We start from the raw sequence: 24,075 nt of genomic DNA, 5'->3' as shown, positions 1-24,075 counted from the left end.
CCGGCGGAAAACGGATCCGACCCCAAGAGCTGGCCCGACAGATCGCGGAGAACTGTCGAAGGCGGGGTGGGTCCGGTTGCGGGGGCGTGAGCGCCATGGATGGCGCGACCGAGCCTACAGGGACGTATTCACGGCGTCCCCCGCAACCGGACCCACCCCGCCTACCCACAGGAAGCCAGCTTTTGCTCTGGCTCTGGCCTTGGCTTCAAGGCCTCTGCAGGTGCAGGGCGCAGCCCTGCTGAACCACCCAAAAACCTTACTGGAGCAGCGAGCGCAGCATCCACGCGTACTTCTCGTGGGTCTGCAGGCGCTGGGTCATCAGATCCTCGGTCGGGGCGTCGTCAGCGTCGTCGGCCACATCCAGCACTTCACGTGCCGTACGGCATACCGCTTCGTTGGCGACCACCAACTGGCGTACCATTTCACGCCAGTCCGCACTGTCGGTCAGGCCCGGCTCCTCGACGATCGAGGTCAGCGCAGCAAATTCCCGGTAGGAGCCCGGGGCATTGAAGCCCAGTGCGCGGATGCGCTCGGCCACATCGTCCAGTGCCGCCCACTGCTCGGTGTACTGCGTCTCGAACATGGTGTGCAGCGAGTTGAACATCGACCCGGTGACATTCCAGTGGAAGTTGTGGGTCTTCAGATAGAGCGTGAACGCATCGGCCTGGAACCGCGCCAATCCGTCGGCGATCTTCTTGCGGTCGCCCTGGGTGATCCCGATATCGATGTTGGGGGCCGACGGCGCGGAAGCCGCAAGCTTCTGCTTGCCGGTCTTGGGCTTGGTCGTGCTCTTGGTCTTCGCCATGGGGTTCCTCCTTGTGGAATCGTTGGCCTTCACAATAAATCAGTCTTGATGACTGGTCGCATTCAAAGTTTTAAACGAACCGATTGATGAACGCTATCGACAAAATGCCGCAGTCCCGCCAGCGCCAACAGCGTGCCGCCATCGACGGCGCCATGAGCCGCGACCGTGGACGATTGCTGGGAATGCTCTCGCGTTGCCAGGCCAAGCCACAGGATGCGGCGTTGGCCGCCAGTTTCGAGCAGGCCTTGCAGGTTTCGGTGCAGCGCCGGCAGGCGCGGGCGCAACAACAGCCGGCCATTACTCTGGACCCACAGCTGCCGATTGCGCGTGAAGCCGAGACCATCACCCAGTTGATCCGCGACCATCAGGTGGTGGTGATCGCAGGTGAAACCGGCTCGGGCAAGACCACGCAGCTGCCGAAACTGTGCCTGGCCGCCGGCCGTGGCCAGGCCGGCATGATCGGCTGCACGCAGCCACGCCGGATCGCCGCACGTGCGGTGGCCAGCCGTGTCGCGCAGGAGCTGCAGAGCGAGCTGGGCCAGCTGGTGGGCTACCAGGTGCGCTTCAACGACAAGGTCGGCGAAGACACCCGCATCAAGTTCATGACCGACGGCATCCTGCTGGCCGAGATCGCCAGTGATCGCTGGCTGTCGAACTACGACACGATCATCGTCGACGAAGCGCACGAACGCAGCCTCAACATCGACTTCCTGCTTGGCTATCTCAAGCAGCTGCTGCGCAAGCGCCCGGACCTGAAGCTGATCGTCACTTCGGCGACCATCGACACCGAGCGCTTCGCCCAGCATTTCGACAATGCGCCGGTGATCAGCGTCGAAGGCCGTACCTATCCGGTCGAGGTGCGCTATCGCGCGCTGGAAGGCGAGGGCGAAGACCAGGGCGAACGCACGGTCAACGATGCCATCGTTGCGGCCATCGACGAAATCACCCGCCTGGATTCCCGTGGCGACGTGCTGATCTTCCTGCCGGGCGAACGTGAGATCCGCGATGCGCACCAGTCGCTGGAGCGGCGCAAGTACCGCAATACCGAAGTGCTGCCGCTGTACGCGCGGCTGTCCAACCAGGACCAGGACCGCGTGTTCAACCCCGGCCCGAACCGGCGCATCGTGCTGGCCACCAACGTGGCCGAGACCTCGTTGACGGTGCCGCGCATCCGTTATGTGGTCGACCCCGGCTTCGCCCGCGTCAAGCGTTACAGCCCGCGCAACAAGCTGGACCGGCTGCACATCGAGCCGATCTCGCAGGCCAGTGCCAACCAGCGCAAGGGCCGCTGTGGCCGCGTGGCCGAGGGCATCTGCTATCGCCTGTATGCCGAGGCCGATTTCCAGGCACGGCCGGAGTTCACCGATCCGGAAATCCGTCGTTCCAGCCTCGCGGGGGTGATCCTGCGCATGCTGCAGCTCGGCCTGGGCCGCATCGAGGACTTCCCGTTCCTTGAGGCGCCGGATGAGCGGGCCGTCGCCGATGGTTGGCAGCATCTGACCGAGCTGGGGGCGATCGACAGCGAGCGCCACTTGACCGCGATCGGCAAGCAGATGGCGCGCCTGCCGGTGGACGTGAAACTGGCGCGCATGCTGGTGGCGGCACAGGCCGCGGGCTGCCTGCGACCGATGCTGGTGATCGCCTCGTTCCTGGGCATCCAGGATCCGCGCGAGCGACCGCCCGAGGCGCGCGGCGCGGCCGACAACGCACATGCGCAGTTCGCTGACGGCCGCTCCGAGTTCGTCGGTGTACTGCGCCTGTGGGACGCCTATCGCCAGTCCCATGAGGATCTGACCCAGTCCAAGCTGCGCGACTGGTGCGGCCGCCACTTCCTCGGCTTCCTGCGCATGCGTGAATGGCGCGAGCTGCATCGCCAGCTGCGCCTGCTGTGCGAGGAACTGGGCTGGAAGGAGGAGGCCGCCGAGGTATCGATGGCCCCGCTGCTGGCCGGCAGCAGTGCGCCGGCTCCGGCGCGCGATGATGCTGCTGCGGTGAAGGCGACCCGTGGCCAGCTGCACCGTGCCGCGCGCCTGGCCCGCGAGGGCAAGGCCGAAACGGCGCCCGCACCGGTCGCCGCCCGTGCGCAGAAGGACCAGGCGCCCGACGGTGGTGGTTACAGCGAGCGCGTTCGCGCCACGGCTTACCAGACCCTGCATCGGGCCCTGGTGGCGGGTCTGCCCACGCAGATCGGCCATCGCAGCGAGAAAGGTGATTTCCAGGCGCCGCGCCAACGCCGTTTCCTGCCGTTCCCTGGTTCGACGCTGTCCAAGCGGCCGCCACCCTGGCTGCTGGCCGCCAACCTGCTGGATACGCAGAAGGTCTGGGGCATGACCCTGGCGGCGATCGAGCCGGACTGGGTGATTGCCGAACTGCCGCACCTGCTGCTGCGCAAGCACTTCGACCCACATTGGTCGCGTGCGCAGGGCCAGGTGCTGGCCTCCGAGCAGATCAGCCTGTTCGGGCTGGTGCTGGCACCTAAGAAGCCGGTGCACTACGGCCGCATCAACGCCGGCGAGGCGCATGACATCTTCGTGCGCCAGGCACTGGTGACCGGTGAGATCAACACCCGCGCCAGCTTCGTGGCCGACAACCAGAAGGTGCTGGAGCAGGCACGCGAGGAAGAAGCCAAGCTGCGCCGTGCCGGCATCGTTGCCGACGAGGACTGGCAGGCACGCTGGTACCTGGACCGGGTGCCGCCGCTGATCCACTCCGCGTCAGGGCTGGATGCGTGGTGGAAGGCGTTGCCGCCGGAACAGCGCAAGGGCCTGCACTGGTCGCTGGTGGATCTGCTGCCGGGCGAAGGCAGCGAGCAGGAGCGCTACCCGAAGTACCTGGCGTTGGGCCAGGCGCGGTTGCCGCTGCACTACCGCTTCGAACCCGGGGCCGAAGATGACGGCGTGACACTGGACGTCCCGCTGCACCTGCTCAATGCATTGGATGCGGTGCAGTTGGGATGGTTGGCGCCCGGTTTCGTTGCCGACAAGGCGGCCGCGCTGATCCGCAGCCTGCCCAAGGCGATGCGGCGCAACTACGTGCCGGCGCCGGATTTCGCGCGCGCGTTCTACGAAGCGTTCCCGCAGCCCAGTGCCGATGCGATCACCGGTGAGCTGGCGCGCTTCCTGTCACGGGCAACCGGGGCAACGGTGGCCGCGATCGATTTCGAGCCCGGTTCAATCGAGCCGCACCTGCACATGAACCTGCGCCTGCGCGATGAGCAGGGCAAGGTGCTGGCGACGTCGCGCGATCTCGATGTCCTGCGTGCGAAGTTTGGCGGCCGTGCCGGCGATGCGTTCGCCGCGCGTGCCGGGCGCGAGATGGCAGCCGATGGACTGCGCACGTTCCCGGCCACGCCGATTCCGCTGCAGGTGCCGGGCGAGGCCGGTGTGCCGGCCTATCCCGCGCTGAAGGATGAGGGTGACAGCGTTGCACTGCGCATCTTTGCTGATCGCCAACAGGCCGAGGAAGCACACCCGCTGGGCGTGCGTCGACTGCTGGAGATCGGCTTGGGCGAGAAGATCAAGCAGGCACGCAAGCAGTTGCCGGTAGCGGCGAAGACCGGGCTGCTGTATGCCTCGATCGAAACCCAGGAACGCCTGCGTGGCGATCTGGTCGATGCGGCGCTGAATGCCGTGCTGGCCGACGGCCTGGGCGATATCCGCGATGCAGCTGCATTCGAGCAGCGTCGCGAACACGCCGCAAAAACGCTGTTCGGCGAAGCCATGCAGCGGTTGAAGCTGGCCGAGTCGATCCTTGCCCTGGTGGCCGAGTTGAAGCCGATGCTGGAGGCGCCGTTGATGGGCTGGGCGCGCGGCAATCTGGATGACATGGAAGCGCAGCTGGTTGGGCTGATCCATCCGGGTTTCCTGCGCGACACGCCGGCTGATGTCCTGGCGCAGTACCCGCGCTACCTCAAAGCGATGATCCTGCGCACCGAGCGTGCCAAGCGCGATCCCCCGCGTGACCAGGCGCGCATGCTGGAACTGCACCCGTTCCTGGAGGCGTTGCAGGTGGGCGAGCAGCAGGGCCTGCGCGAGCGGCCGCAGTGGCAGGCATTGCGCTGGGATCTGGAGGAGCTGAGGGTATCGCTGTTCGCCCAGGAACTGGGCGCACGCACCGGCGTTTCGGCGAAGAAGCTGGCGCAGCGGGTGACCGCACTGCGCCAGGCCTCGTAATCCCTGGGCTGGCCCCGCCGGGCACTCGCCGGCGGGGTCAAGCGGAATGGCATCCACGCATGGCGTGGATCTACAGCCGATGGTGGCGCAGACGGTTGCCGCCAGACGTTGGCTTGGCTCTGCAGCAAAGCCAGGCCGTTACTTGGTGCGGCGCACCTTGGGCTGGGTGTTCACGCCTTCGACCTTCAGGTACCACACGCCCATCACTCCGGGGCTGATGCTGACCTTCGGCGACTGCTTGCGTACGCCGGAAATCGAGGTGGCATCGGTCTGTTCCCACTGCTGGCCATTGTCCAGCACGTAGACCCGGCCTTTGCCGAAACCGCGGAACTCGCCCTGCAGCACGCCGCTGATCGGCTCGCTGCTGCCGAAGTCGAAGAAGCCGCGGTTCTTCACGATCACTTCCTGGCGGCCTTCCTCGCGCGCTTCTTCGCGCACCGCAGCGACCGCCTCGGTGGTGGCGGCTTCAACCTTGCCCTGCAGCCAGCGGTTGAGCGTGGCCAGCTCGGCGGCATTGAGCTTGTCCAAGCCTGCGGCCTTGAATTCGGCCGGCGACATCTGCTGCTGCAGGTCGCCCTGCATTACGCGCTGGGCCAGCGCGGGTGCCGACAGGGACAGCAGCACGGCGGCACAGGCCAGAAGGCGAGGGCGGAAAGACAGGGTGATCGAAGGCATGGCGGAACTCTCCCGTGGATGTCGGCGAGTGTAGCGGCATGTCCACATTCCCGGCGATGCTGGCCGCGGCGATTGTTCCTGAACGGCTGCGGCGCTAGTGTAGGGGCTTCTGTCTTGCCTGCTCGATGCTGTGAACCGCGCTTCCGTCCCCGGCCTGGATGCCTTGTTGAACCGCCCCTCGGCAGCCGTGCTGCCGGCTCCGCTGCGCCAGGCCCTGCGCGGGCATTGGGAAGCGCCCGACTGCGACCCGCAGATGCGTGCCAGCTGGTCGGTGCTGGGCGATACCCTGGACGCGCTGGCGATGCTCTCGGCAGACGAGGGTGCCGTGGTGGCGGCCCTGCTGTTCGATCTGCCGGGCCTGCGCGTCCATCTCGATGCACTGCCGCTGGGCAGCCACAAAGCGGCGGTGATCGGCCTGCTCGATGGACAGGATGCGGCTGATCCCGTCTGGGCCCTGCATGCCGGGCGCGAGGCGGGCCGCAACAGCGAAGGCCTGCGCCGGTTGCTGCTGGCCATCATCCGCGACCTGCGGGTGGTGCCGATCCTGCTGGCCCGGCAGCTGGCGCGCATGCGCGCAGCCGACAAGCTCGATGAGGAGCAGCGCCGCGCGCTGGCCCAGTTGACCCGCGACATCCATGCGCCGCTGGCCAACCGGCTCGGCATCTGGCAGTTGAAGTGGGAACTGGAAGACCTGGCCTTCCGCCACCTGGAGCCGGAAACCTACCGACGCATCGCGCGTGAGGTCGACGAGACCCGCATCGCCCGCGAGCGCTATGTCGAGAATGTGAAGAAGGTACTGTCGCGCGAACTGGGCGTGCAGGGCATCCGCGCCGAGGTCAGCGGCCGGCCCAAGCACATCTACAGCATCTGGCGGAAGATGCAGAAGAAGCGCCTGGCCTTCGACCAGCTGTATGACATCCGTGCGGTACGGGTGATGGTCGACGACGTCGCCGCCTGCTACGCCGCGCTCGGCGTGGTGCATGCGCTGTGGGCACCGGTGCCGAGCGAGTTCGATGATTACATCGCCCGGCCCAAGGCCAACGATTACCGCTCGCTGCACACGGCGGTGGTTGGCCCGGAGGGGCGCACCATCGAAGTGCAGATCCGCACCCACGACATGCACGCACAGGCCGAGCTGGGCGTGGCCGCGCACTGGAAGTACAAGGAAGGCGGCAAGGGCGCGGAGAAGTCGTTTGATCGCAAGATCACCTGGATGCGGCAGCTGCTGGAGCAGGCGCAGGACGGGCAGGGCAATGAACTGGCCGGGGCGCTTGATGCCGAGCTGACCGAAGACCGGGTCTACGCGCTGACCCCGAAGGACGAGGTGCTGGACCTGCCGCAGGGCGCAACGCCGCTGGATTTTGCCTATCAGGTGCACACCATGGTCGGGCACCGCTGCCGTGGGGCCAAGGTCAACGGCCGCATCGTGCCGTTGACCTACCGTCTGCGCAGCGGGGATCGCGTCGAGATCCTCACCGGCAAGGAGGCCGACCCGCGCCGCGACTGGCTGATGCCGGCCAACGGCTTCCTGGCCAGCAACCGCTCGCGCGAGAAGGTGCGCAGCTGGTTCCACAAGCTGGACCGTGCGCGCAACGTGCAGGCAGGGCGCGAGCTGCTGGAGCGCGAACTGAAGCGGCTGGGCCTGCAGCATTCGGACCTGTCCGCAGCGGCGAAGAAGTTTCACGCCGACAGCGTCGACGACCTCTACATCCAGGTTGCCCTGGGCGATACCGGCCCCAACCAGGTCAGCCGTTCGCTGCTGGAGGCCGAGCGTGCGGCCAGCCAGCCGGCGCCGACGTCGGCATTGCCGCGGCCGACCGCGCGCCGCGAGAACCTGGGCAAGTCCAAGTTCACCGTACAGGGCGTGGGCAATCTGCTGGTGCAGCTGGCGCGCTGCTGCCAGCCGGTGGCGGGCGAACCGATCGTCGGCTACCTGACCCGTAGCCGTGGTGTCACGGTACATCGTGCAGACTGCGTGGCACTGGCACGGCTGGCTGCGTCCAGTCCGCAGCGGATCCTGCCGGTGGAATGGGGCCAGGCCGGCGGTGGCTATGAAGTGGACGTGGTGGTCGATGCGGTCGACCGCCGCTGGCTGCTGAAGGACATCACCAATCTGATCGCACAGGAAGACGCCTACGTGCTGGACATCCACAGCGACAACGTCCGCAACAGCGGCCGCGCGCATCTGCGCCTGCGGCTGAAGGTCAGCGACTACGGCCAGTTGTCGAATCTGCTGGGCAAGCTCGATGCGTTGCCGGGCGTCAGCGAGGCGCGTCGTCTGGGCTGAGCTTCACGCTGCCCCGGCTACCCTGCACGCATGGAACGCGAGCCCCTGCATCGCTCACACAGCGCCGCACATCCGGCGCTCGATCGCGTTCGCCGTGAAAGCCGCTGGTGGTGGCTGCAGGCGCGGCATGCACGCCGGGTGTGGCGTTGGGCGCTGTTGGCGGCTGCAGCCGTGTTCGTGCTGCTGGTACTGGTGCGCAAACCGCTGGCGGACTGGTTCTGGGATGAGCCACAGATAGAGCAACTGCTGGCCGAGGGCGATCGCGCGCTGGCAGAAGGTCGCTTGACCGCGGGCGACGGCAGCGGCGCGCGAGAACGCTACCAGGCGGTACTGGCCCTGGATGGCGACCGTCCGCAGGCACGACAGGGCTTGGCCCGCACCGGTGCGGCAGCGCTGCAGCACTCACGCGAGCGGCTGCAGGCGGGCGACCTGGACGGCTGCGCGCAGGCGCTGGCGCTGGCGCGTGAGCTGCAGGTGCCGCGTGCCGAGGCAGACGCGGTGGCCCAGCAACTGCAGGCGCGTCGTCGTGCCGGGGCTGGCATCGGCGCTTTGCTTGCGCAGGCCCGCAATGCCTTTGCAGCGGGGCGGCTGGACGACGGCGACAGCAGTGCGTTGCCGTTGTTCCAGCGGGTGCTGACGCTGCAGCCGGACAACCTGCCTGCGCTGGAAGGTCGCGAGGATGCATTGAGCGACCTGCTGCAGCAGGCGCGTGCACAGGCCGCGCGCGGCGAATTGGCCACGGCGGCTGCGATCCTGCAGCGCGCACGTCAGTTCGATGCAGGTCATTCCGAGCTTCCTGCCAGCCAGGAAGCGCTCTCCCAGGCCGTCGATCAACGGCTGCAGCAGGGTCAGCGTGCGCTAAAACGGCAGCAGCTTGAGACGGCTGCGGATAGTTTCCAGGCCGTGCTGGCGGTCACGTCCGATGATCCCACTGCACTGCGTGGGCGCGAGCAGACCGTGCAGGCATTGCTGGCGCGCAGCCAGAAGCGGGCCGACGATTTCCAGTTCGAGGCGGCCGACAAGGATGCTGCGCTGGCGGCAGGTCTGGGTGCCTCGCAAGCGGCGCAGCAGCAGCTTGCACAGCGCCTGCAGCGTGCGCGGCAGGCACGCCAGTCGTTGCAGCAGCCTGGCATCAGCGCTGCCCAGCGTGAGCGCCAGCTGCGTGATCGGTTGCGCCAGATCGATCGCGCCGAGCGTGCCGGGCAGTGGATCAGCCCCCCCGGGCACAGCGCCTTCGATGCGCTGCGCGAAGCGCAGGCACTGGCACCGCGCGACAGCCGGGTCAAGGCGGCGGCAGCGCGCCTGCTGCCCGCCAGCAGGTCCTGTTTCGATGACAACCTGCGACAGAACCGGGTGCAGGCCGCAGGTGCCTGCCTGCAAGCGTGGCAGACCCTGGCGCCGACGGCCGCAGGATTGCCCGATGCGCGTTCCCGCTTGGCCCAGCGCTGGCTGGCGATCGGCAGCGAACGGCTGGGTCGCGGTGATGTGGAATTTGCCGCCTCGGCCGTGGAGCAGGTGCGGCGGTTGCAGCCGGATCTGGCCGAGCTTGCCGCGTTCGAGGACCGCCTGCGGCACGCAGGCGGCCACATCGACTAGTCGAAGAACACCCGCTGCACGGTTGCCGATGCGGCATCCAGCGAGAAATGTTCGGCCACGTTGGCCAAGCCAGCGGCGGCCAGCTGCTGCCAGAGCACAGGGTCCTGGTACAGGCGGACCACCGCATCGGCAAAGCCCGCTGCATCGTCGGCCACCAGCACGTCCTGGCCGGCACGCAGGTGCATGCCTTCCACCGCGCAGGTGGTGCCGACCACGGGCTGGCCATGGGCCATGCTCAGGTTGATCTTGCCCTTCACGCCGGCGCCGAAACGCAGCGGCGCGATGGCGATCCGGGCACCGTCCATGTACGGAACGATGTCTTCGACGAAGCCATGCATCACTACGCCCGGCTGGTTGGCTGCCAGGGCAAGCAGCGTGTCCGGTGCACCGGCACCAATGCAATGCAGGCGCACCTGCGGCAGCGCCGCGCGGACGTGCGGGAACACATCGCCGATGAACCACTCCATCGCATCCAGGTTCGGCGGATGGCGGAAGCCGCCGACGAACACCAGGTCGTGGCGCTGCGCGAACGGTGCACCCGTGCCGGCGACCTCATGCAGGTTGGAGATCAGCTCCACCCGGACCTGGGGCGCATCGGCCTGCAGCTGTTCGCGCTCGGCGGCGCTGACCAGCACGGTGATGTCGCACCGGTCCATCACTGCCAGTTCGCTGGCGCGGGTGCGTTCGGCGTTGCGCAGCAGGCCAGCATCGCCCGCCACTTCCGCACCCCTGCGTTCGCGCAGGTAGTGCAGGTCGACGGTGTCGAACACGGTGCGGGCCTGCGGCGCATAGCGCTCAAGCAGCGGCAGGCATTCATTGGCGACGTGGTGGCGCACCATCATCACCACGTTGAAGCGGGTACCGTGGCTGCGCAGCCAGCCTGCAACACCGTCCAGGAAGGGCGTATACCAGACTTCCACGCCCATCCGCTGCAGGGCTTCGGTCGCCACGCCGCCGTGTTCGCGCCGGGTGGGCACGAACACCACGTGGGCGCCGCCCTGCAGCAGCAGGCGGATCAGGTTGACCTGCCGCAGCGAGCCGGAGTCGCGCTCCGGGCGCGGCACTTCCTCATCCAGGATCAACACCTGGCGACGGCCGCGCAGCAGCAGCGCCGGCGAAGGTACCTCGCCGAGCTTCGGATGGGAGGCCAGTTCAGCGGCCCATCTGGCTGCGAAAATACCTTGGTTGCGTACCTGGTAGGCCTTCACGCCGCTGCCGGTATCGGTGCCATTGCTGGTGCCTTCATCGTGGATCACCCGGCTGGCCGGTTGCACCAGCACGCGCAGGCCCTGTGCCCGCACGCGGAAGGCCAGGTCGGTATCTTCGTAGTAGGCGGGCTTGTAGCGGGTGTCGAAACCGCCCAGCTGCTGCCACAGGGCACGTGGCAGCATCAGCGCGGCGCCGGAGCAGTAATCGACGTCGCGCAGGCTGGCGAAGCGGGGATCATCGGCGGCTTCGAAACGGCCGTAGCTCCAGCCGCTGCCATCGCTGAAGATCACCCCGCCCGATTCCTGCAGGCGGCCGTCAGGGTACAGCAGCTGGCTGCCGACCAGACCGGCATCGGCGACGGTGGCAAAGGTGTCCAGCAATGCCTCCAGCCAGCCCGGCTGCGGCACGGTATCGTTGTTGAGCAGCACCACATAGCGGCCGCGCGTGCGCGACACGCCATCGTTGCAGGCCTCGATGAAACCACCGTTGTGCTCGCGGACTTCGTAGCGCAGGCCACTGATCTGCGGCATCCACTGCACCGTTGCGTCGCTGCTGCCGTCGTCCACCACCAGGATTTCGCAGGCCACCGACGGCGGGTGCGCGGCCAGGGCGCGCAGGCAGGCCAGGGTATGGTCGACGTGGTTGTACACCGGAATGACGATGCTGACGTCCGGGGTATCGCTGGTGGGCACCGCAAAGGGAGCGAACGGCTGTGCCGGTGCCAGGTAGAGCGGCTTGCGCGGTGCCGGCACCGCGCGCTGGGCGTGGACCCGGATCCGCTGCCATGTGGCCCGCCAGCCGCGGGTGCGCAGGCTGGCCAGGCTGCGGCGGGCCAAGCCGGTCAGGCGATTGATCAGGTAGCGGATTTCGGCCAGGGACATCGCCATCCGGTTGCAACTCCAGCTTAAGCAGGGGGGCCGGGAGAATTCGCCTGCCGCAGCGGCTGGGGTAGACTCGCCAGACCCTACATTGTCGCATTCCCGTGCCCCGACGCTACGATTCAGACGATATCGACGATTTCGACGACGACGACCAGCAGGACACCGGTCCGCTCTGGCGCCGCCGGCTGATCACCTGGAGCATGGCGGCGGTCGCGTTGGGATTAGGTTTCCTGATCCCCTATACGCTGTACCTGAACCAACAGGTGACGCAGCGCTTCGGTGAACTGCGCTGGCAGATCCCGACGCGCGTCTATGCACGCCCGCTGGTGCTGCTGCCCGGCAAGGCGATGGATGCGGCAACCCTGAAGACCGAACTGGCCGCCTCGGCCTATCGCGATGATGGCCAGGGCAAGGATCCGGCAACCTATGCGGTGCAGGGCGGGCGCTTCGTCATCTCCAGCCGCGGTTACAACGATGTCGATGGCCACGTTGCTGCGCGCCGGGTCGAGCTGTCGCTGTCCGGCGGCAGCATCGCCTCGCTGCGCGACGCCGACAGCCGCAAGGCGCTGAAGGCAGCCCGCATGGATCCTGCGCGCATCGCCACGCTGTATGGGCAGAAGCAGGAAGAACGCCGCCTGATCCGCATGAACGAGGCCCCGGACCTGTTGGTCACTGGCCTGCAGGCGGTCGAGGACAAGGACTTCAACCGCCATCACGGCATCGATCTGTCCGGCATCGCACGCGCGGTCTGGGTGACTGTCCGCTCCGGTGGGCAGAGCCGCCAGGGTGCTTCCACCCTGACCCAGCAGCTGGCCCGCAGCGGCCTGCTGGGAATCGGCAAGGAACAGACCGTCACCCGCAAGTTCAACGAGGTGCTGTATGCGTTGATCATGGAAGCGCGCTATGACAAGCGCACCATCTTCGAGGCGTACCTCAACCAGGTGTATCTGGGCCAGCGCGGCAGCCAGGCGATCCACGGCATGTCCTCCGGTGCCGAGTTCTGGTTCGGCCGCGATCTCTCCTCGCTGGAAACCGAGCAGATCGCGCTGTTGATCGGCCTGGTCAAGGGGCCGTCCTACTACGACCCGCGGCGTAATCCCGAGCGGGCGCTGGACCGTCGCAACTTCGTGCTGGGCAAACTGCACGAGGCGACCTTGATCGACGATGCCGAGTACCAGCGTGCGTTGAAGGCGCCGCTGGGCGTGCCCAAGACCCCGGGCCTGGTGGCGGCCAACCGCTTCCCGGCCTACGTCGACCTGGTGCGTCGCCAGCTTGCCCACGACTATCCGGAATCGGCCCTGCAGGGCGCCGGCCTGAGCGTGATGAGTGGTATGTCGCCGTCCGCGCAGGCCTATGCCGAAGGCGCGGTCACGCGCACCATCAAGTCGCTGGAAAGCAAGCGTCGCCCCGAGCTGCAGGCCGGCCTGGTGATGACCGACGTGCACAACGGTGACGTGGTGGCGGTGATCGGCAGCCGCGAAGTGTCCGAGGTCGGCTTCAACCGTGCCATCGAGGCGCAGCGCCCGGTCGGCTCGCTGCTCAAGCCGTTCGTGTACCTGCTCGCACTCGCGCAGCCGGACCGCTATTCGCTGGCCAGCTGGGTCGATGATTCACCGGTGACGGTGCAGCTCAGCCGCGGCCGCAACTGGAACCCCGGCAATGCGGACAACCGCAGCCACGGCACCGTGCGCCTGATCGATGCGCTCGCCCACTCCTACAACCAGGCGACGGTACGGGTGGGCATGCAGGTCGGCCCGGAACGGGTGACGCAGCTGATCCACGTGCTGGCCGGCATCAAGGCCGAGGCGAACCCGGCGGTGATCCTCGGCTCGACCGACCAGAGCCCGTACGCGATGGCGCAGCTGTACCAGTTCCTGGCATCGGGCGGCGAGATCCAGCCGCTGCACGCGGTGCGTGGCGTCCTTGATCCGCAGGGCAAGCTGCTCAAGCGCTACGACAAGACCCCTGCACCGGCACAGGAAGGTGACTCGATTGCCGCCAACCTGATCAGCATCGGCCTGCAGCAGGTGGTGGCCAGTGGTACCGCGCAGCGTTTGAACGCCGATGGCCTGGGCCGCCTGCAGCCGGCCGGCAAGACCGGCACCACCAACGATGGCCGCGACAGCTGGTATGCCGGTTACACCGGCGATCATCTGGCGGTGATCTGGATGGGCAACGACCAGAACGAACAGGCAGGCCTGTATGGTGCCACCGGCGCGATGCGGGTGTGGTCGGGCATCTTCCAGCGCCTGCCGACGGCACCGTTGAAGGTCAGCAACAAGGGCCTCGACTGGCAGCCGGTTGCCGCTACGGGAACCAACAGCACCGATGAAGGGTGCCCGGGCGCGCGGCGATTCCCGTTCGTGGTGGGTTATGCGCCTGCGTATGAACCGTGTGCACCGGCGCCCTTGCCGGACGCGCAGGGCGGTGCGGAAGGCGAGGGCGGCGGCTGGCGCAGCTGGTTCGGCCTTGACCGTAAGCCCGAACCCGCTGCTGAACCTGCCGCAGCACCCGCTGCAGCGACTCCTCCTCCAAGCCGATGATGCCGATGACTATCCGTTCGCTGTTCCAGCCCTTGGTCCTGAGTGGCCTCAGCCTGGCCCTGGCGGCCTGCGTGAGCAGCGCGCCGCAGGTGGTCAAGCCGGTGGATACCACTACGCCCGCACAGCGGCTGGCAGCCGTGGAAGCCGCAGCCGGGCCGGATGACAAGGAACTGTCGGTGCAGCCACTGCGCGATTCCCAGGTTGAGGATCTGCGGCAGACGGCGCTGACCCAGCGCAAGGCCAATGATCTGGCTGGCGCGGCCGGCAGCCTGGACCAGGCGTTGCAGATCGTGGCCGGTGATCCGTCGGTATTGCAGGAACGCGCGGAACTGGCGCTGCTGCAGGGCCAGTGGGCGGAGGCGGAAACGTTCGCACGCAAGGCTGTGGACCTTGGCTCGAAGACGGGGCCGTTGTGCCGCCGGCACTGGGCGACGATCGAGCAGGCGCGCCTGGCGCGGGGCGAGAAGGAGAATGCGGTGTCCGCGCACGCGCAGATCGAAGGCTGCACGGTGCCGGGGATCAAGCGGTACTGAGGTATTCCCCTCCATCGGGCGCTGCCCCCTCTGCGGCGGGCGGGCTGATGGTCTGACGTGGGTTGGCCGGGTGGATGGGCTGGGCAGGGGACGCTGCAAGTACGTCCATGTAAGCTCGGTCGCCGCATCCATGCGGCTCACGCCCCTGCCCAGCCCATCCACCCGGCCACGGACAGTTTCCTGCGGCCGCCGCAGGCAAGAACAAAATCAAATTCAAACGCGGGTCGCGCGCTGCGCGCACTCGCTGCGGGGTCGGATCCGTTTTCCGCAGGAGAACGGATCCGACCCCTTCTACTTTCTCCGTTACACCAACCGCTTCCGCTCAGCCTTTGCATTCCGTCACCGGGAAACTGTCGAAGGCGGGGGGCTGTGGGTTTGCGGGGACGCCGTAAACCCATCCCTGGGGGCTTGGCCGCGGCATCCATGCCGCGGACACCCCGCAAACCCACAGCCCCCCGCCAGCCCTCAGTACAACCCAGAGCCATGAACAAACGCTGTTGCCGTTGCTTTTGCTTGTGCTCTGGCCTGAAACGGGTGCCGGGCAGCGCCCGGCCGGGTATCCTTTCCATCTGATGTCCGACCTTGTCCATGCCAGCCGCGAAGCCCTCAGCGAAGGCGGCGCGCTCGCCTCCCATCTGGACGCGTTCGTTCCGCGTCCTGCGCAGCTGCGCCTGACCGAGGCCATTGCCGCGTCGATGCAGCAGCGCGACCTGCTGCTCGCCGAAGCCGGTACCGGCACCGGCAAGACCTTCGCCTATCTGGTGCCGGTGCTGCTGTCCGGAATGCGTACCATCATTTCCACCGGTACCCGTGCGTTGCAGGACCAGCTCTACCACCGTGACCTGCCACGCGTGCGCCAAGCGCTGGGCGTCGGCCTGCGCAGCGCGCTGCTGAAGGGACGCAGCAACTACCTGTGCCGCTATCGCCTGCAGCAGGCACGCGGTGAGCCGCGTTTTTCCAGCCCCGAACAGGCGGCGCAGTTCCAGCGCATCCTGGCCTGGTCGGGGCGTTCGGATTCGGGCGATATCGCCGAGCTCGATGGCCTGGCCGACGACTCGCCGCTGCTGCCGATGGTCACTTCCACCGTCGACAACTGCCTGGGCAACGAGTGCCCCTTCTGGGATGACTGCTTCGTCGTGCGGGCCCGCCAGCGTGCACAGGCCGCCGATCTGGTCGTGGTCAACCATCACCTGCTGCTTGCCGATCTGGCGCTGAAGCAGGAGGGCTTCGGTGAACTGCTGCCCGGTGCGCAGGCCTTCGTCATCGACGAGGCCCATCAGCTGCCCGAACTGGCCGCACAGTTCTTCGGCGAAGGCTTCGGCATGCGCCCCTGGCAGGAACTGGGCCGTGACTGCCTGGTTGAAGCGCGCGGCGTGGGTGGCGCACAGTCGGCACTGCAGGAACCGGTCGATCATCTGCAGCAGGCATTGTCTGCACTGCGAGCAGCGATGGAGGGGCTGCCCGCGCGCGGCACGCAGTGGCGGGCATTGGCGATGCCGCAGGTACGCGAGGGTTTCGATGCGGTGATGTCCAGCCTGGTGGTGCTGGAGCAGGCATTGCAACCGCTGCGCGAAGCCGCTGCTGGCCTGGATGCCTGCCATGCGCGCGCACGTGAGGCGATTTCGCGGTTGGGCCGTTGGCTGGGGGATGAAGAACCCGCGCTCGACTTCGATGCCGATCCTGCAGAAGCGACCGCCGCCGCTGGTGACGTGCTCTGGTATGAACTGACCGCGCGCGGTTTCCGCTGCCAGCGCACGCCGATGGATGTGTCCGCGCCGCTGCGCGAACATCGCGAGCGCAGCCATGCCGCATGGATTTTCACCTCCGCTACGCTGACCGTTGGCGGCGGATTCGAGCACATCGCCACGCGCCTGGGCCTGGATGATCCACAGACGCTGGTACAGCCCAGTCCGTTCAACTGGCCCGAGCAGGCACTGTGCTACCTGCCTGAAGGCCTGCCGGATCCGGCAGCACGCGGTTTCGGAACCGCGCTGATCCAGGTGCTGCGTCCGGTGCTGCAGGCGTCGCAGGGCAGGGCGTTCCTGTTGTTTGCTTCGCATCGTGCGCTGCGCGAGGCGGCCGAGGCGCTGCGTGATGGGCCCTGGCCGCTGTTCGTGCAGGGCGAAGCGCCGCGCGCGACCCTGCTGCAGCGTTTCCGCGAATCCGGCAATGGCGTGCTGCTGGGCTCGGCCAGCTTCCGCGAGGGCGTGGATGTGGTCGGCGAGGCATTGAGCGTGGTGGTGATCGACAAGCTGCCCTTCGCCACGCCCGATGATCCGGTGTACGAAGCGCGGCTGGATGCCATACGCACCCAGGGCGGCAATCCCTTCCGCGACGAGCAGTTGCCGCAGGCGGTGATTGCCCTGAAGCAGGGCGTTGGCCGCCTGATCCGCAGCGAGACCGACCGTGGCGTGCTGGTGCTGTGCGACCCGCGCCTGCTCAACCGGGGTTATGGCAAGGTCTTCCTGCAGTCGCTGCCGCCGTTCCGGCGAACCCGGGCCCTGGCCGATGTGCAGGCCTTCTTTGCGCCACAATGGGCGCCCGTGGCGGATGCCGCTGCCCCGACCGCCGCCGTGGCGGGGCCGGAGCCGGCTCCCGGCGCCACGTTCCCCCTGTTCTGACCCGATCCGATGAAACTGCTCGCCTTTGAAACCGCCACCGAAGCCTGTTCCGTAGCCCTGCATGTGGATGGGCAGGTACTGGAACGCTTCGAGATCGCCCCGCGTCGGCATGCCGAACTGAGCCTGCCGTGGGCGGAGGAGCTGCTGGCCGAGGCCGGCATCAGCCGCCGCCAGCTGGACGGCATTGCGCTCAGTCGGGGTCCCGGTGCGTTCACCGGTGTGCGCCTGGCGATCGCGTTGGCGCAGGGCATCGCGCTGGCGCTGGATCGGCCGTTGTTGCCGGTGTCGACGCTGCAGGTGCTGGCGCTGCGCGCGCCGGTGGAAGAGAACCAGATCCTGTCGGCGATCGATGCGCGGATGGGCGAGTTGTACGTGGCGCGCTTCGAGCGCGTGGATGGACTGCCGGTGGCGCGGGATGCCGAGCGCGTGTGCGTGCCGGCGGCGGTGTCGTTGCCGGAAGCCGCGTCCGTCTACGGCGTCGGCACCGGGTTTGCCGCGGGCGAGGGCGCGCTGGTCGCGCAACTGGGGGCTGGTCTGCGCCGCTTCGATGCGACGGCGCTGCCGCGTGCAGCGGATGTGCTGGCACTGGCGGTACCGGCGTTCGCGCGCGGCGAAGGCATTGCGCCGGAGAAGGTCGAGCCGGCGTACCTGCGGGACAACGTGGCGCTGACGCTGGTCGAGCAGCAGGCGGCGCGGGATGCCAAGGCGAAGGCCAACGGCTGAGCCCCTTGTGGCGGGGTTGGTCGCGTAGATCAAAAGCCGTGGGTTGGCCGGGCGGGGTGGATTCGCGGGGGACGCCGTGAACCCATCCATGGGGGCTTGGCCGCGGCATCCATGCCGCGGACACCCCCGCGAACCCACCCCGCCCGGCCACGGACAGTTTCCGTGCGCGTCCGCCACGGAAAATCAAGAACAAAATCAAAGTCAAAAAGCCGATCGCTTCGCTCGCATCCACGCATGGCGTGGATCTACCGTGCAGGCATGGCGTGGATGCATCGTGTCGACCAAGGTCGACAGCTACCAACAGCAAAGATGCGCCGCGATCTGTCAGGGGTGGGGCGGTGTGAGCTTGCAGGACCGTTGGCGCCATGGATGGCGCCATCGAGCCCCCATGGATGGGTTTACGGCGTGTCCTGCAAGCCCACACCGCCCCGCCAAACCGAACAGCCCAACCGCCGCTCTTGATCTTGCCGTTGCAGTTGCCGTTGCTGTTGCTTGCAGCGGGTCCCGGGCCGCAGGCCCGGGCAGAAAACCTCACCGGTCGTCGCGCAGTTCGCCACCGGGCAGGAACACCCACGTGCGGGTGACCTGCAGGATGTCGATCTGGTCTTCGCTGTCGGGCAACGGCGGGAACGGTTGCGCCAGCTGGATCACCCGCAGCGCGGCCTCGTCCAGCAGCGGCGTGCCGCTGGACTTCAACACCCGGCTGCTTTCCACGCTGCCGTCGCGGCGTACCCCCACGCTGATCACCACCTGTCCCCCCAGCCGGCGCTGCCGTGCTTCGTCGGGGTAGTTCAGGTTGCCGACCTGCTCGGCGCGGTCCACCCACGCACGCAGGTAATTGGCGTAGGCGTATTCGCGCGTGCTGGCCGAAACGAATTTCCGGTTCGGGCGCTTGGCGTACTGCGCCGAACGCAGGTGCACTTCCGCCGCCAGCCGCGCCATTTCAGCATCGCGCTGTTCGCGCGCGGTCATCGGAGCATCCGGTGTTGGTTGCAGCGGGGTAGGGCGCGACTGCGCCACGGCCACGGTGTCCTGGCCATTGCGGCTGCTGACCACCCGCGCCTGCGGTGGTGGCACCGGTGCTGCCGACTGTTGCTGCTGGGGTACCGGACTGATGCCGGACTGGGCCTGCGGCACGATACCGGCCTGGTTGTCGCGGGGGCGCTGCGCACGATCGTGCTCGCCACCGCCTTCCTGGCTGGCGGCGGCCAGGAAATCGGCCTGCTTCGGGGTCAGCGCGGTGCGGGTCTGGCTGAAGATCACTTCCAGGGTCGGCACCAAGGGCGCGTCGCCTTTCACGGCAAAGCCGACCCCGAGGATCAGCAGGGCGTGCACCAGCACCGACAGGGCGATGGTGGCGCCCAGCCGCTGCGCTTCGCGCGGCGGCGGGGCGAGGACGGCAGGTGCGGCATCCATCAGCGCAGATCGGCCTCGATCGCGTCGAACAGGGTGCCGGCGATGTTCAGGCCGTACTGCGCGTCCAGCTCGCGCACGCAGGTCGGGCTGGTCACGTTGACCTCGGTCAGGTAGTCGCCGATGACGTCCAGGCCGACGAAACGCATGCCGCGACGCTTCATTTCCGGGCCGACCTGGGCGGCGATCCAGCGGTCGCGTTCGCTCAGCGGGCGGCCTTCGCCACGGCCACCGGCGGCCAGGTTGCCGCGGAACTCATCGCCCTGCGGAATGCGCGCCAGGCAGTAATCGACCGGCTCGCCATCGACCAGCAGGATGCGCTTGTCGCCGGCAGTGATGTCGGGAATGAACTTCTGGGCCAGGGCGAGCTTGCGGCCGCCGTCGGTCAGCGTTTCCAGGATCACGTTCAGGTTGGGGTCGCCCTGTCCGCTGCGGAAGATCGAGCGGCCGCCCATGCCATCCAGCGGCTTCAGTACCGCCTGGCCGTGTTCCAGCGCGAAGGCCTTCAGTGCCTTGGCGTCGCGGCTGACCAGGGTCGGTGGGCAGCACTGCGGGAACAGCAGCGCGGCCAGCTTCTCGTTGTAGTCGCGCAGGCCCTGCGGGTTGTTGACCACGCACGCACCGGCGGCGGCAGCGACATCCAGCACCTGGGTGTCGTAGACATACTCGGCGTCGACCGGCGGGTCCTTGCGCATCAGCACGATCTGGCCGGGACCGAATTCGGTCCGGCTGAATGCGCCCAGCTCGTACCAGCCGGCCGGGTCGTCGCGCACCTGCAGGGGGGCGGTCCAGGCCACGGCCACCCCGCCTTCCAGCGCCAGCCCGCCCGGGCGCACGTAGTGCAGGGCATGGCCCCGGCGCTGGGCTTCCAGCAGCATGGCGAACGTGGTGTCCTTGGCGATCTTGATGTGGGCGATGGGGTCCATCACCACGATGACGTTCAACGGCATGGGTGCACCTGTCAGGCAAGGCGTTGATGGTAGCGGCAACGCCGGCCGTGCGCCTCCCCGGCGATGTGCAACGCAGCGTCCCTTGCCGGGCTGCGCAGTGATTGCCAATCCGGTCACGTTCAGCCCGGCGCCACGCCCCGCGCCACGGACCGCCCTTGAAGCGGGCGCGGGAAGTGCGATATAGATACGCTTTCGCAGCGGCTCCCGCCAAAGATTGGGCCGTGCGCTTGGGGAATGGCAATGACTGAAAACACGACTGCGGGCGGGGAGCTCGCAGGACTCCGGGTGATGGTCATCGATGACTCGAAGACCATCCGCAGGACTGCGGAAACACTGCTGAAGCGCGAAGGCTGCGAAGTAGTGACCGCGACGGACGGTTTCGAGGCCCTGGCCAAGATTGCCGACCAGCAGCCGCAGATCATCTTCGTCGACATCATGATGCCGCGCCTGGATGGCTACCAGACCTGCGCACTGATCAAGGGAAACCAGCTGTTCAAGGCGACCCCGGTGATCATGCTGTCGTCCAAGGATGGTCTGTTCGACAAGGCGCGGGGGCGCATCGTCGGCTCGGAGCAATACCTGACCAAGCCATTCACGCGCGAAGAACTGCTGGGTGCCATCCGCACGTACGTCAACGCCTGACCAGGGGGGAAAGGCACAATGGCTCGTATCGTCCTGATCGAGGATTCACCGACCGACCGCGCGGTGTTCACCCAATGGCTGCGCCGTGCCGGCCATGAGGTGCTGGAAGCGGACAATGCCGAAGATGGCCTGCAGCTGGTCCGCGACCAGGTGCCGCAGCTGGTCCTGATGGACGTGGTGCTGCCGGGCATGAGCGGTTTCCAGGCGACCCGGGCGATGGCCCGCGACGCAGCGATCAAGCACATCCCGGTCATCATCGTCAGCACCAAGGCGATGGAAACCGACAAGGCCTGGGGGCTGCGCCAGGGCGCCGCCGACTACATCGTCAAGCCGCCGCGCGAGGAAGAACTCATCGCCCGGATCAACGAGCTGGTGGCCTGATGCGCTCGCCCTTCGACATTCTTGAAGCCTACGAACGGCGCAGCCTGGCCCACGCGGTGCAGCTGCCCGGGCGGCAGTTCGCCCAGGACCTGTGGCGTGGCGTCGGTTTCCGTGTTGGCCAGCGTCGGCTGGTGTCCGATTTCCGCGAAGTGGTGGAGATCGTGCCGATGCCGCCGGTGACCCCGGTGCCATGCGCGCAGCCGTGGCTGCTGGGCGTGGGCAACCTGCGCGGCAACCTGTTCCCGGTGGTCGACCTGAAGTACTTCCTGGAAGGGGCGCGCACCGTCCAGCAGGAAGGCCAGCGCGTGCTGATCATGCGCCAGGCCGGTGGCGACGTCGCCCTGACCATCGATGAACTGTTCGGCCAGCGCAGCTTCGAGCTGACCCAGCAGATCGAGGCCGGTTCACTGGCCGACGGACGCTACGGCCACTTCGTCGATCGCGCTTTCCATGCCGATGGCAACGACTGGGGCGTGTTTTCGCTCTCGCTGCTGTCGCGTACCCCTGAATTCCGGCAAGCCGCGGCCTGAGGCCGGGCTTCGCCCCCTGCATTGAAAATCGAGGTTGAACGATGAGTACTGCTTCGGATGCCACCAAGTCCGGCAAGCTGCGGCTGGGCGGCAGCAACCTCTGGCTGGCGCTGCTGGCCCTGTCGATGATCCTGTTCGGTGTGAACACCGGCGTGTCCACCTGGCAGGGCAGCCGCCTGGCCGATGCCGGTTCCAAGGCCGCGGACCTGCAGGTACTGTCGCAGCAGCTGGCCAACCAGGGCCGTGACGCGGTCGGCGGCAACGCGCAGGCCTTCACCGCCTTCAAGGCCACCCGCAACGCGATCGAACAGAACGTGTCGACCCTGCAGGGCCGCTACGGCAACGAGCCGGGCGTGTCCGGGGCGATCTCGACCCTGGCCGACACCTGGGCGCCGCTGGGCAAGCAGGCAGGCCAGCTGGTGGCCAGTGAACCGGCAGTGCTGGCCCTGGCCGGCAACGCCAACAACTTCTCCGGTGCGGTGCCGGGCCTGCAGGCCCAGTTGAACGAACTGGTGCGTGCGATGTCCGCCTCCGGCGCCCCGGCGTCGCAGGTCTACAGCGCCCTGCAGCAGGTGGTGGTCGCCGGTTCGATGGCGCGTCGCGTGACTGAAATCCGCGCCGGCGGCACGGCTGCGGCCGCTGCCGGTGACGCGCTGGCCCGCGACATCACCGTGTTCTCGCAGGTGCTCGATGCGCTGCGCAATGGCAACGAGGATCTAGGCATCACCGCGGTGCGCGGCGCTGCCGCCGTCGCTGCGCTGGAGCAGTCGCAGCAGAAGTGGCAGGCGATGAAGCAGGACGCCGACGCGATCCTGGCCAGCTCGCGCCAGCTGTTCGCCGCGCAGTCCGCTGCCTCCGCACTGGGCCAGGGTTCGGCGAAGATGCTGACCGACAGCCGCAAGCTGTTCGAAGCCTTCTCCTCGTTCGGTTCGGTGTCCGACACCCGCCTGTTCCCGAACTTCTGGATCGGCGTGGTGTCCGGTGCGCTGTCGCTGATCGCGATCATCGGTTTCGTCTCCACCAACGTGCGCAGCCGCTCGCGCGAGCAGGAACTGCGCTACCAGACCCAGGTGGAGTTCAACAGCCGCAACCAGCAGGCGATCATGCGGCTGCTGGACGAAATCTCCTCGCTCGGTGAGGGCGATCTGACGGTGAAAGCCTCGGTGACCGAGGACATGACCGGCGCGATCGCGGACGCCATCAACTACGCGGTGGATGAACTGCGCCACCTGGTGACCACCATCAACGACACCTCGGCCAAGGTCGCGCTGTCGACCCAGGAAACGCAGGCAACGGCGATGCAGCTGGCCGAAGCGGCCGGCCACCAGGCCAACCAGATCACCTCGGCGTCGGACCGGATCGGCGAAATCGCCGCCAGCATCGAGCAGGTATCGCGCAACTCGGCCGAGTCGGCCGACGTGGCACAGCGTTCGGTGGTGATCGCCGCCGAAGGTGCCGGCGTGGTCCGCGAGACCATCCAGGGCATGGACCAGATCCGCGACCAGATCCAGGAGACCTCCAAGCGCATCAAGCGCCTGGGCGAATCCTCGCAGGAGATCGGTTCGATCGTGGAACTGATCAACGACATTTCCGAGCAGACCAACATCCTGGCATTGAACGCGGCCGTGCAGGCGGCTTCGGCCGGTGAAGCCGGTCGTGGTTTCGCGGTCGTGGCCGACGAAGTGCAGCGCCTGGCAGAACGTACCTCCGGTGCGACCCGACGCATCGAGAACCTGGTGCAGGCCATTCAGGCCGATACCAATGAAGCGGTCACCTCGATGGAGCAGACCACCGCCGAAGTGGTGTCCGGTGCGCGCCTGGCCGAAGACGCCGGTACCGCACTGACCGAGATCGAGCGCGTGTCCAACGCGCTCAACACCCTCATCAAGAACATCTCCATCGCCGCCCAGCAGCAGTCGTCGGCGGCGTCGGACATCACCCGCACGATGGGCGTGATCCGCCAGATCACCGGCCAGACCTCGCAGGGTGCCGGGCAGACCGCCGAGTCGATCGGCCACCTCGCGCAGCTGGCGGCCGACCTGCGTCGTTCGGTCGCCGACTTCAAGCTGCCGGCGTGACACGGGCAGGGCGGCGAGCAAGGAACCAGTCGATGA

16 protein-coding genes are annotated in these 24,075 nt (G+C 67.6%); 11 read left to right on the top strand and 5 right to left on the bottom strand.

The genetic code is table 11. The features are described 5' to 3' along the window. Window positions 1-256: 256 nt before the first annotated feature. Entirely contained in the window at window positions 257-805 is a 549-nt protein-coding gene (locus AC07UW_RS19225; RefSeq protein WP_025879374.1) for a Dps family protein, read from the bottom strand. 86 nt (window positions 806-891) lie between these two features. On the opposite strand from AC07UW_RS19225, the gene hrpA reads away from it, so the two are divergent. Next, window positions 892-4,977: an ATP-dependent RNA helicase HrpA gene (hrpA, locus tag AC07UW_RS19220; protein WP_495212674.1), complete on the top strand. Its 4,086-nt coding sequence runs from the start codon at window positions 892-894 to the stop codon at window positions 4,975-4,977. Between the two features lie 138 nt (window positions 4,978-5,115). On the opposite strand, the gene AC07UW_RS19215 is transcribed toward hrpA, so the two are convergent. Further along, on the bottom strand, window positions 5,116-5,652 hold the full coding sequence (locus AC07UW_RS19215; RefSeq protein WP_223496237.1) for a hypothetical protein: 537 nt from the start codon (window positions 5,650-5,652) through the stop codon (window positions 5,116-5,118). A gap of 130 nt (window positions 5,653-5,782) precedes the next feature. Between AC07UW_RS19215 and AC07UW_RS19210 the strand changes: the two genes are divergently transcribed. Next, the gene (locus AC07UW_RS19210; RefSeq protein WP_223496236.1) at window positions 5,783-7,939 is read left to right on the top strand and encodes a bifunctional (p)ppGpp synthetase/guanosine-3',5'-bis(diphosphate) 3'-pyrophosphohydrolase; all 2,157 of its coding nucleotides are present in this window, start codon (window positions 5,783-5,785) and stop codon (window positions 7,937-7,939) included. A 30-nt stretch (window positions 7,940-7,969) separates the two neighbouring features. Next, a complete protein-coding gene (locus tag AC07UW_RS19205; RefSeq protein ID WP_313251814.1) occupies window positions 7,970-9,535 on the top strand; it encodes a hypothetical protein in 1,566 nt (521 codons plus the stop codon). Here AC07UW_RS19205 and AC07UW_RS19200 read toward each other — a convergent pair. Continuing rightward, window positions 9,532-11,631 carry a glycosyltransferase gene (locus tag AC07UW_RS19200; RefSeq protein WP_223496233.1) on the bottom strand — a complete coding sequence of 700 codons (2,100 nt, stop codon included), beginning with the start codon at window positions 11,629-11,631 and terminating at the stop codon, window positions 9,532-9,534. The two genes, AC07UW_RS19205 and AC07UW_RS19200, sit on opposite strands and share 4 nt — an antisense overlap. 95 nt (window positions 11,632-11,726) lie before the next feature. On the opposite strand from AC07UW_RS19200, the gene mrcB reads away from it, so the two are divergent. From mrcB to tsaB, 4 genes are all read left to right on the top strand, one after another. Beyond that, complete coding sequence (mrcB, locus tag AC07UW_RS19195) at window positions 11,727-14,168, top strand: penicillin-binding protein 1B (RefSeq protein WP_223496232.1); 2,442 nt, start codon at window positions 11,727-11,729, stop codon at window positions 14,166-14,168. Further along, complete coding sequence (locus AC07UW_RS19190) at window positions 14,165-14,701, top strand: hypothetical protein (protein WP_080150494.1); 537 nt, start codon at window positions 14,165-14,167, stop codon at window positions 14,699-14,701. Before mrcB ends, AC07UW_RS19190 begins: the two co-directional genes overlap by 4 nt. 572 nt (window positions 14,702-15,273) lie before the next feature. After that, window positions 15,274-17,322 carry a DNA repair helicase YoaA gene (gene yoaA / locus AC07UW_RS19185; protein WP_263930324.1) on the top strand — a complete coding sequence of 683 codons (2,049 nt, stop codon included), beginning with the start codon at window positions 15,274-15,276 and terminating at the stop codon, window positions 17,320-17,322. A 9-nt stretch (window positions 17,323-17,331) separates the two neighbouring features. Further along, window positions 17,332-18,045: a tRNA (adenosine(37)-N6)-threonylcarbamoyltransferase complex dimerization subunit type 1 TsaB gene (gene tsaB, locus AC07UW_RS19180; protein ID WP_495212673.1), complete on the top strand. Its 714-nt coding sequence runs from the start codon at window positions 17,332-17,334 to the stop codon at window positions 18,043-18,045. Between the two features lie 531 nt (window positions 18,046-18,576). On the opposite strand, the gene AC07UW_RS19175 is transcribed toward tsaB, so the two are convergent. Together AC07UW_RS19175 and gshB are read right to left on the bottom strand one after the other, a co-directional pair. Then, window positions 18,577-19,461, bottom strand: coding sequence for an energy transducer TonB family protein (locus AC07UW_RS19175; protein ID WP_312787528.1), 885 nt, complete (start codon window positions 19,459-19,461; stop codon window positions 18,577-18,579). Then, window positions 19,461-20,408, bottom strand: coding sequence for a glutathione synthase (gshB, locus tag AC07UW_RS19170; RefSeq protein ID WP_049466293.1), 948 nt, complete (start codon window positions 20,406-20,408; stop codon window positions 19,461-19,463). The genes AC07UW_RS19175 and gshB overlap by 1 nt, the downstream gene beginning before the upstream one ends. 240 nt (window positions 20,409-20,648) lie before the next feature. On the opposite strand from gshB, the gene pilG reads away from it, so the two are divergent. Genes pilG through AC07UW_RS19150 form a run of 4 tightly spaced genes read left to right on the top strand, consistent with a single transcriptional unit; the run spans window position 20,649 to window position 24,039 of the window. After that, the gene (gene pilG, locus AC07UW_RS19165; RefSeq protein WP_005418455.1) at window positions 20,649-21,050 is read left to right on the top strand and encodes a twitching motility response regulator PilG; all 402 of its coding nucleotides are present in this window, start codon (window positions 20,649-20,651) and stop codon (window positions 21,048-21,050) included. 18 nt (window positions 21,051-21,068) lie between these two features. Beyond that, complete coding sequence (locus AC07UW_RS19160) at window positions 21,069-21,431, top strand: response regulator (RefSeq protein WP_025877749.1); 363 nt, start codon at window positions 21,069-21,071, stop codon at window positions 21,429-21,431. Continuing rightward, window positions 21,431-21,961, top strand: coding sequence for a chemotaxis protein CheW (locus AC07UW_RS19155; protein WP_223496227.1), 531 nt, complete (start codon window positions 21,431-21,433; stop codon window positions 21,959-21,961). Before AC07UW_RS19160 ends, AC07UW_RS19155 begins: the two co-directional genes overlap by 1 nt. 41 nt (window positions 21,962-22,002) lie before the next feature. Beyond that, entirely contained in the window at window positions 22,003-24,039 is a 2,037-nt protein-coding gene (locus AC07UW_RS19150; protein WP_059064855.1) for a methyl-accepting chemotaxis protein, read from the top strand. Window positions 24,040-24,075: the final 36 nt, after the last annotated feature.

The sequence above is a fragment of the Stenotrophomonas sp. GW821-FHT02D01 genome (genome assembly GCF_059421765.1).
Note: the sequence above shows the minus strand (reverse complement) of the source record. Positions and strands in the feature narration are given on the sequence as shown.

Bases quoted from the DNA above. Each gene is read 5' to 3' on its own strand.
- AC07UW_RS19225 (WP_025879374.1), bottom strand. From the start codon at position 805: ATGGCGAAGACCAAGAGCACGACCAAGCCCAAGACCGGCAAGCAGAAG.
- hrpA (WP_495212674.1), top strand. From the start codon at position 892: ATGAACGCTATCGACAAAATGCCGCAGTCCCGCCAGCGCCAACAGCGT.
- AC07UW_RS19215 (WP_223496237.1), bottom strand. From the start codon at position 5,652: ATGCCTTCGATCACCCTGTCTTTCCGCCCTCGCCTTCTGGCCTGTGCC.
- AC07UW_RS19205 (WP_313251814.1), top strand. From the start codon at position 7,970: ATGGAACGCGAGCCCCTGCATCGCTCACACAGCGCCGCACATCCGGCG.
- AC07UW_RS19200 (WP_223496233.1), bottom strand. From the start codon at position 11,631: ATGGCGATGTCCCTGGCCGAAATCCGCTACCTGATCAATCGCCTGACC.
- AC07UW_RS19190 (WP_080150494.1), top strand. From the start codon at position 14,165: ATGATGCCGATGACTATCCGTTCGCTGTTCCAGCCCTTGGTCCTGAGT.
- yoaA (WP_263930324.1), top strand. From the start codon at position 15,274: ATGTCCGACCTTGTCCATGCCAGCCGCGAAGCCCTCAGCGAAGGCGGC.
- tsaB (WP_495212673.1), top strand. From the start codon at position 17,332: ATGAAACTGCTCGCCTTTGAAACCGCCACCGAAGCCTGTTCCGTAGCC.
- AC07UW_RS19175 (WP_312787528.1), bottom strand. From the start codon at position 19,461: ATGGATGCCGCACCTGCCGTCCTCGCCCCGCCGCCGCGCGAAGCGCAG.
- gshB (WP_049466293.1), bottom strand. From the start codon at position 20,408: ATGCCGTTGAACGTCATCGTGGTGATGGACCCCATCGCCCACATCAAG.
- pilG (WP_005418455.1), top strand. From the start codon at position 20,649: ATGACTGAAAACACGACTGCGGGCGGGGAGCTCGCAGGACTCCGGGTG.
- AC07UW_RS19160 (WP_025877749.1), top strand. From the start codon at position 21,069: ATGGCTCGTATCGTCCTGATCGAGGATTCACCGACCGACCGCGCGGTG.
- AC07UW_RS19155 (WP_223496227.1), top strand. From the start codon at position 21,431: ATGCGCTCGCCCTTCGACATTCTTGAAGCCTACGAACGGCGCAGCCTG.
- AC07UW_RS19150 (WP_059064855.1), top strand. From the start codon at position 22,003: ATGAGTACTGCTTCGGATGCCACCAAGTCCGGCAAGCTGCGGCTGGGC.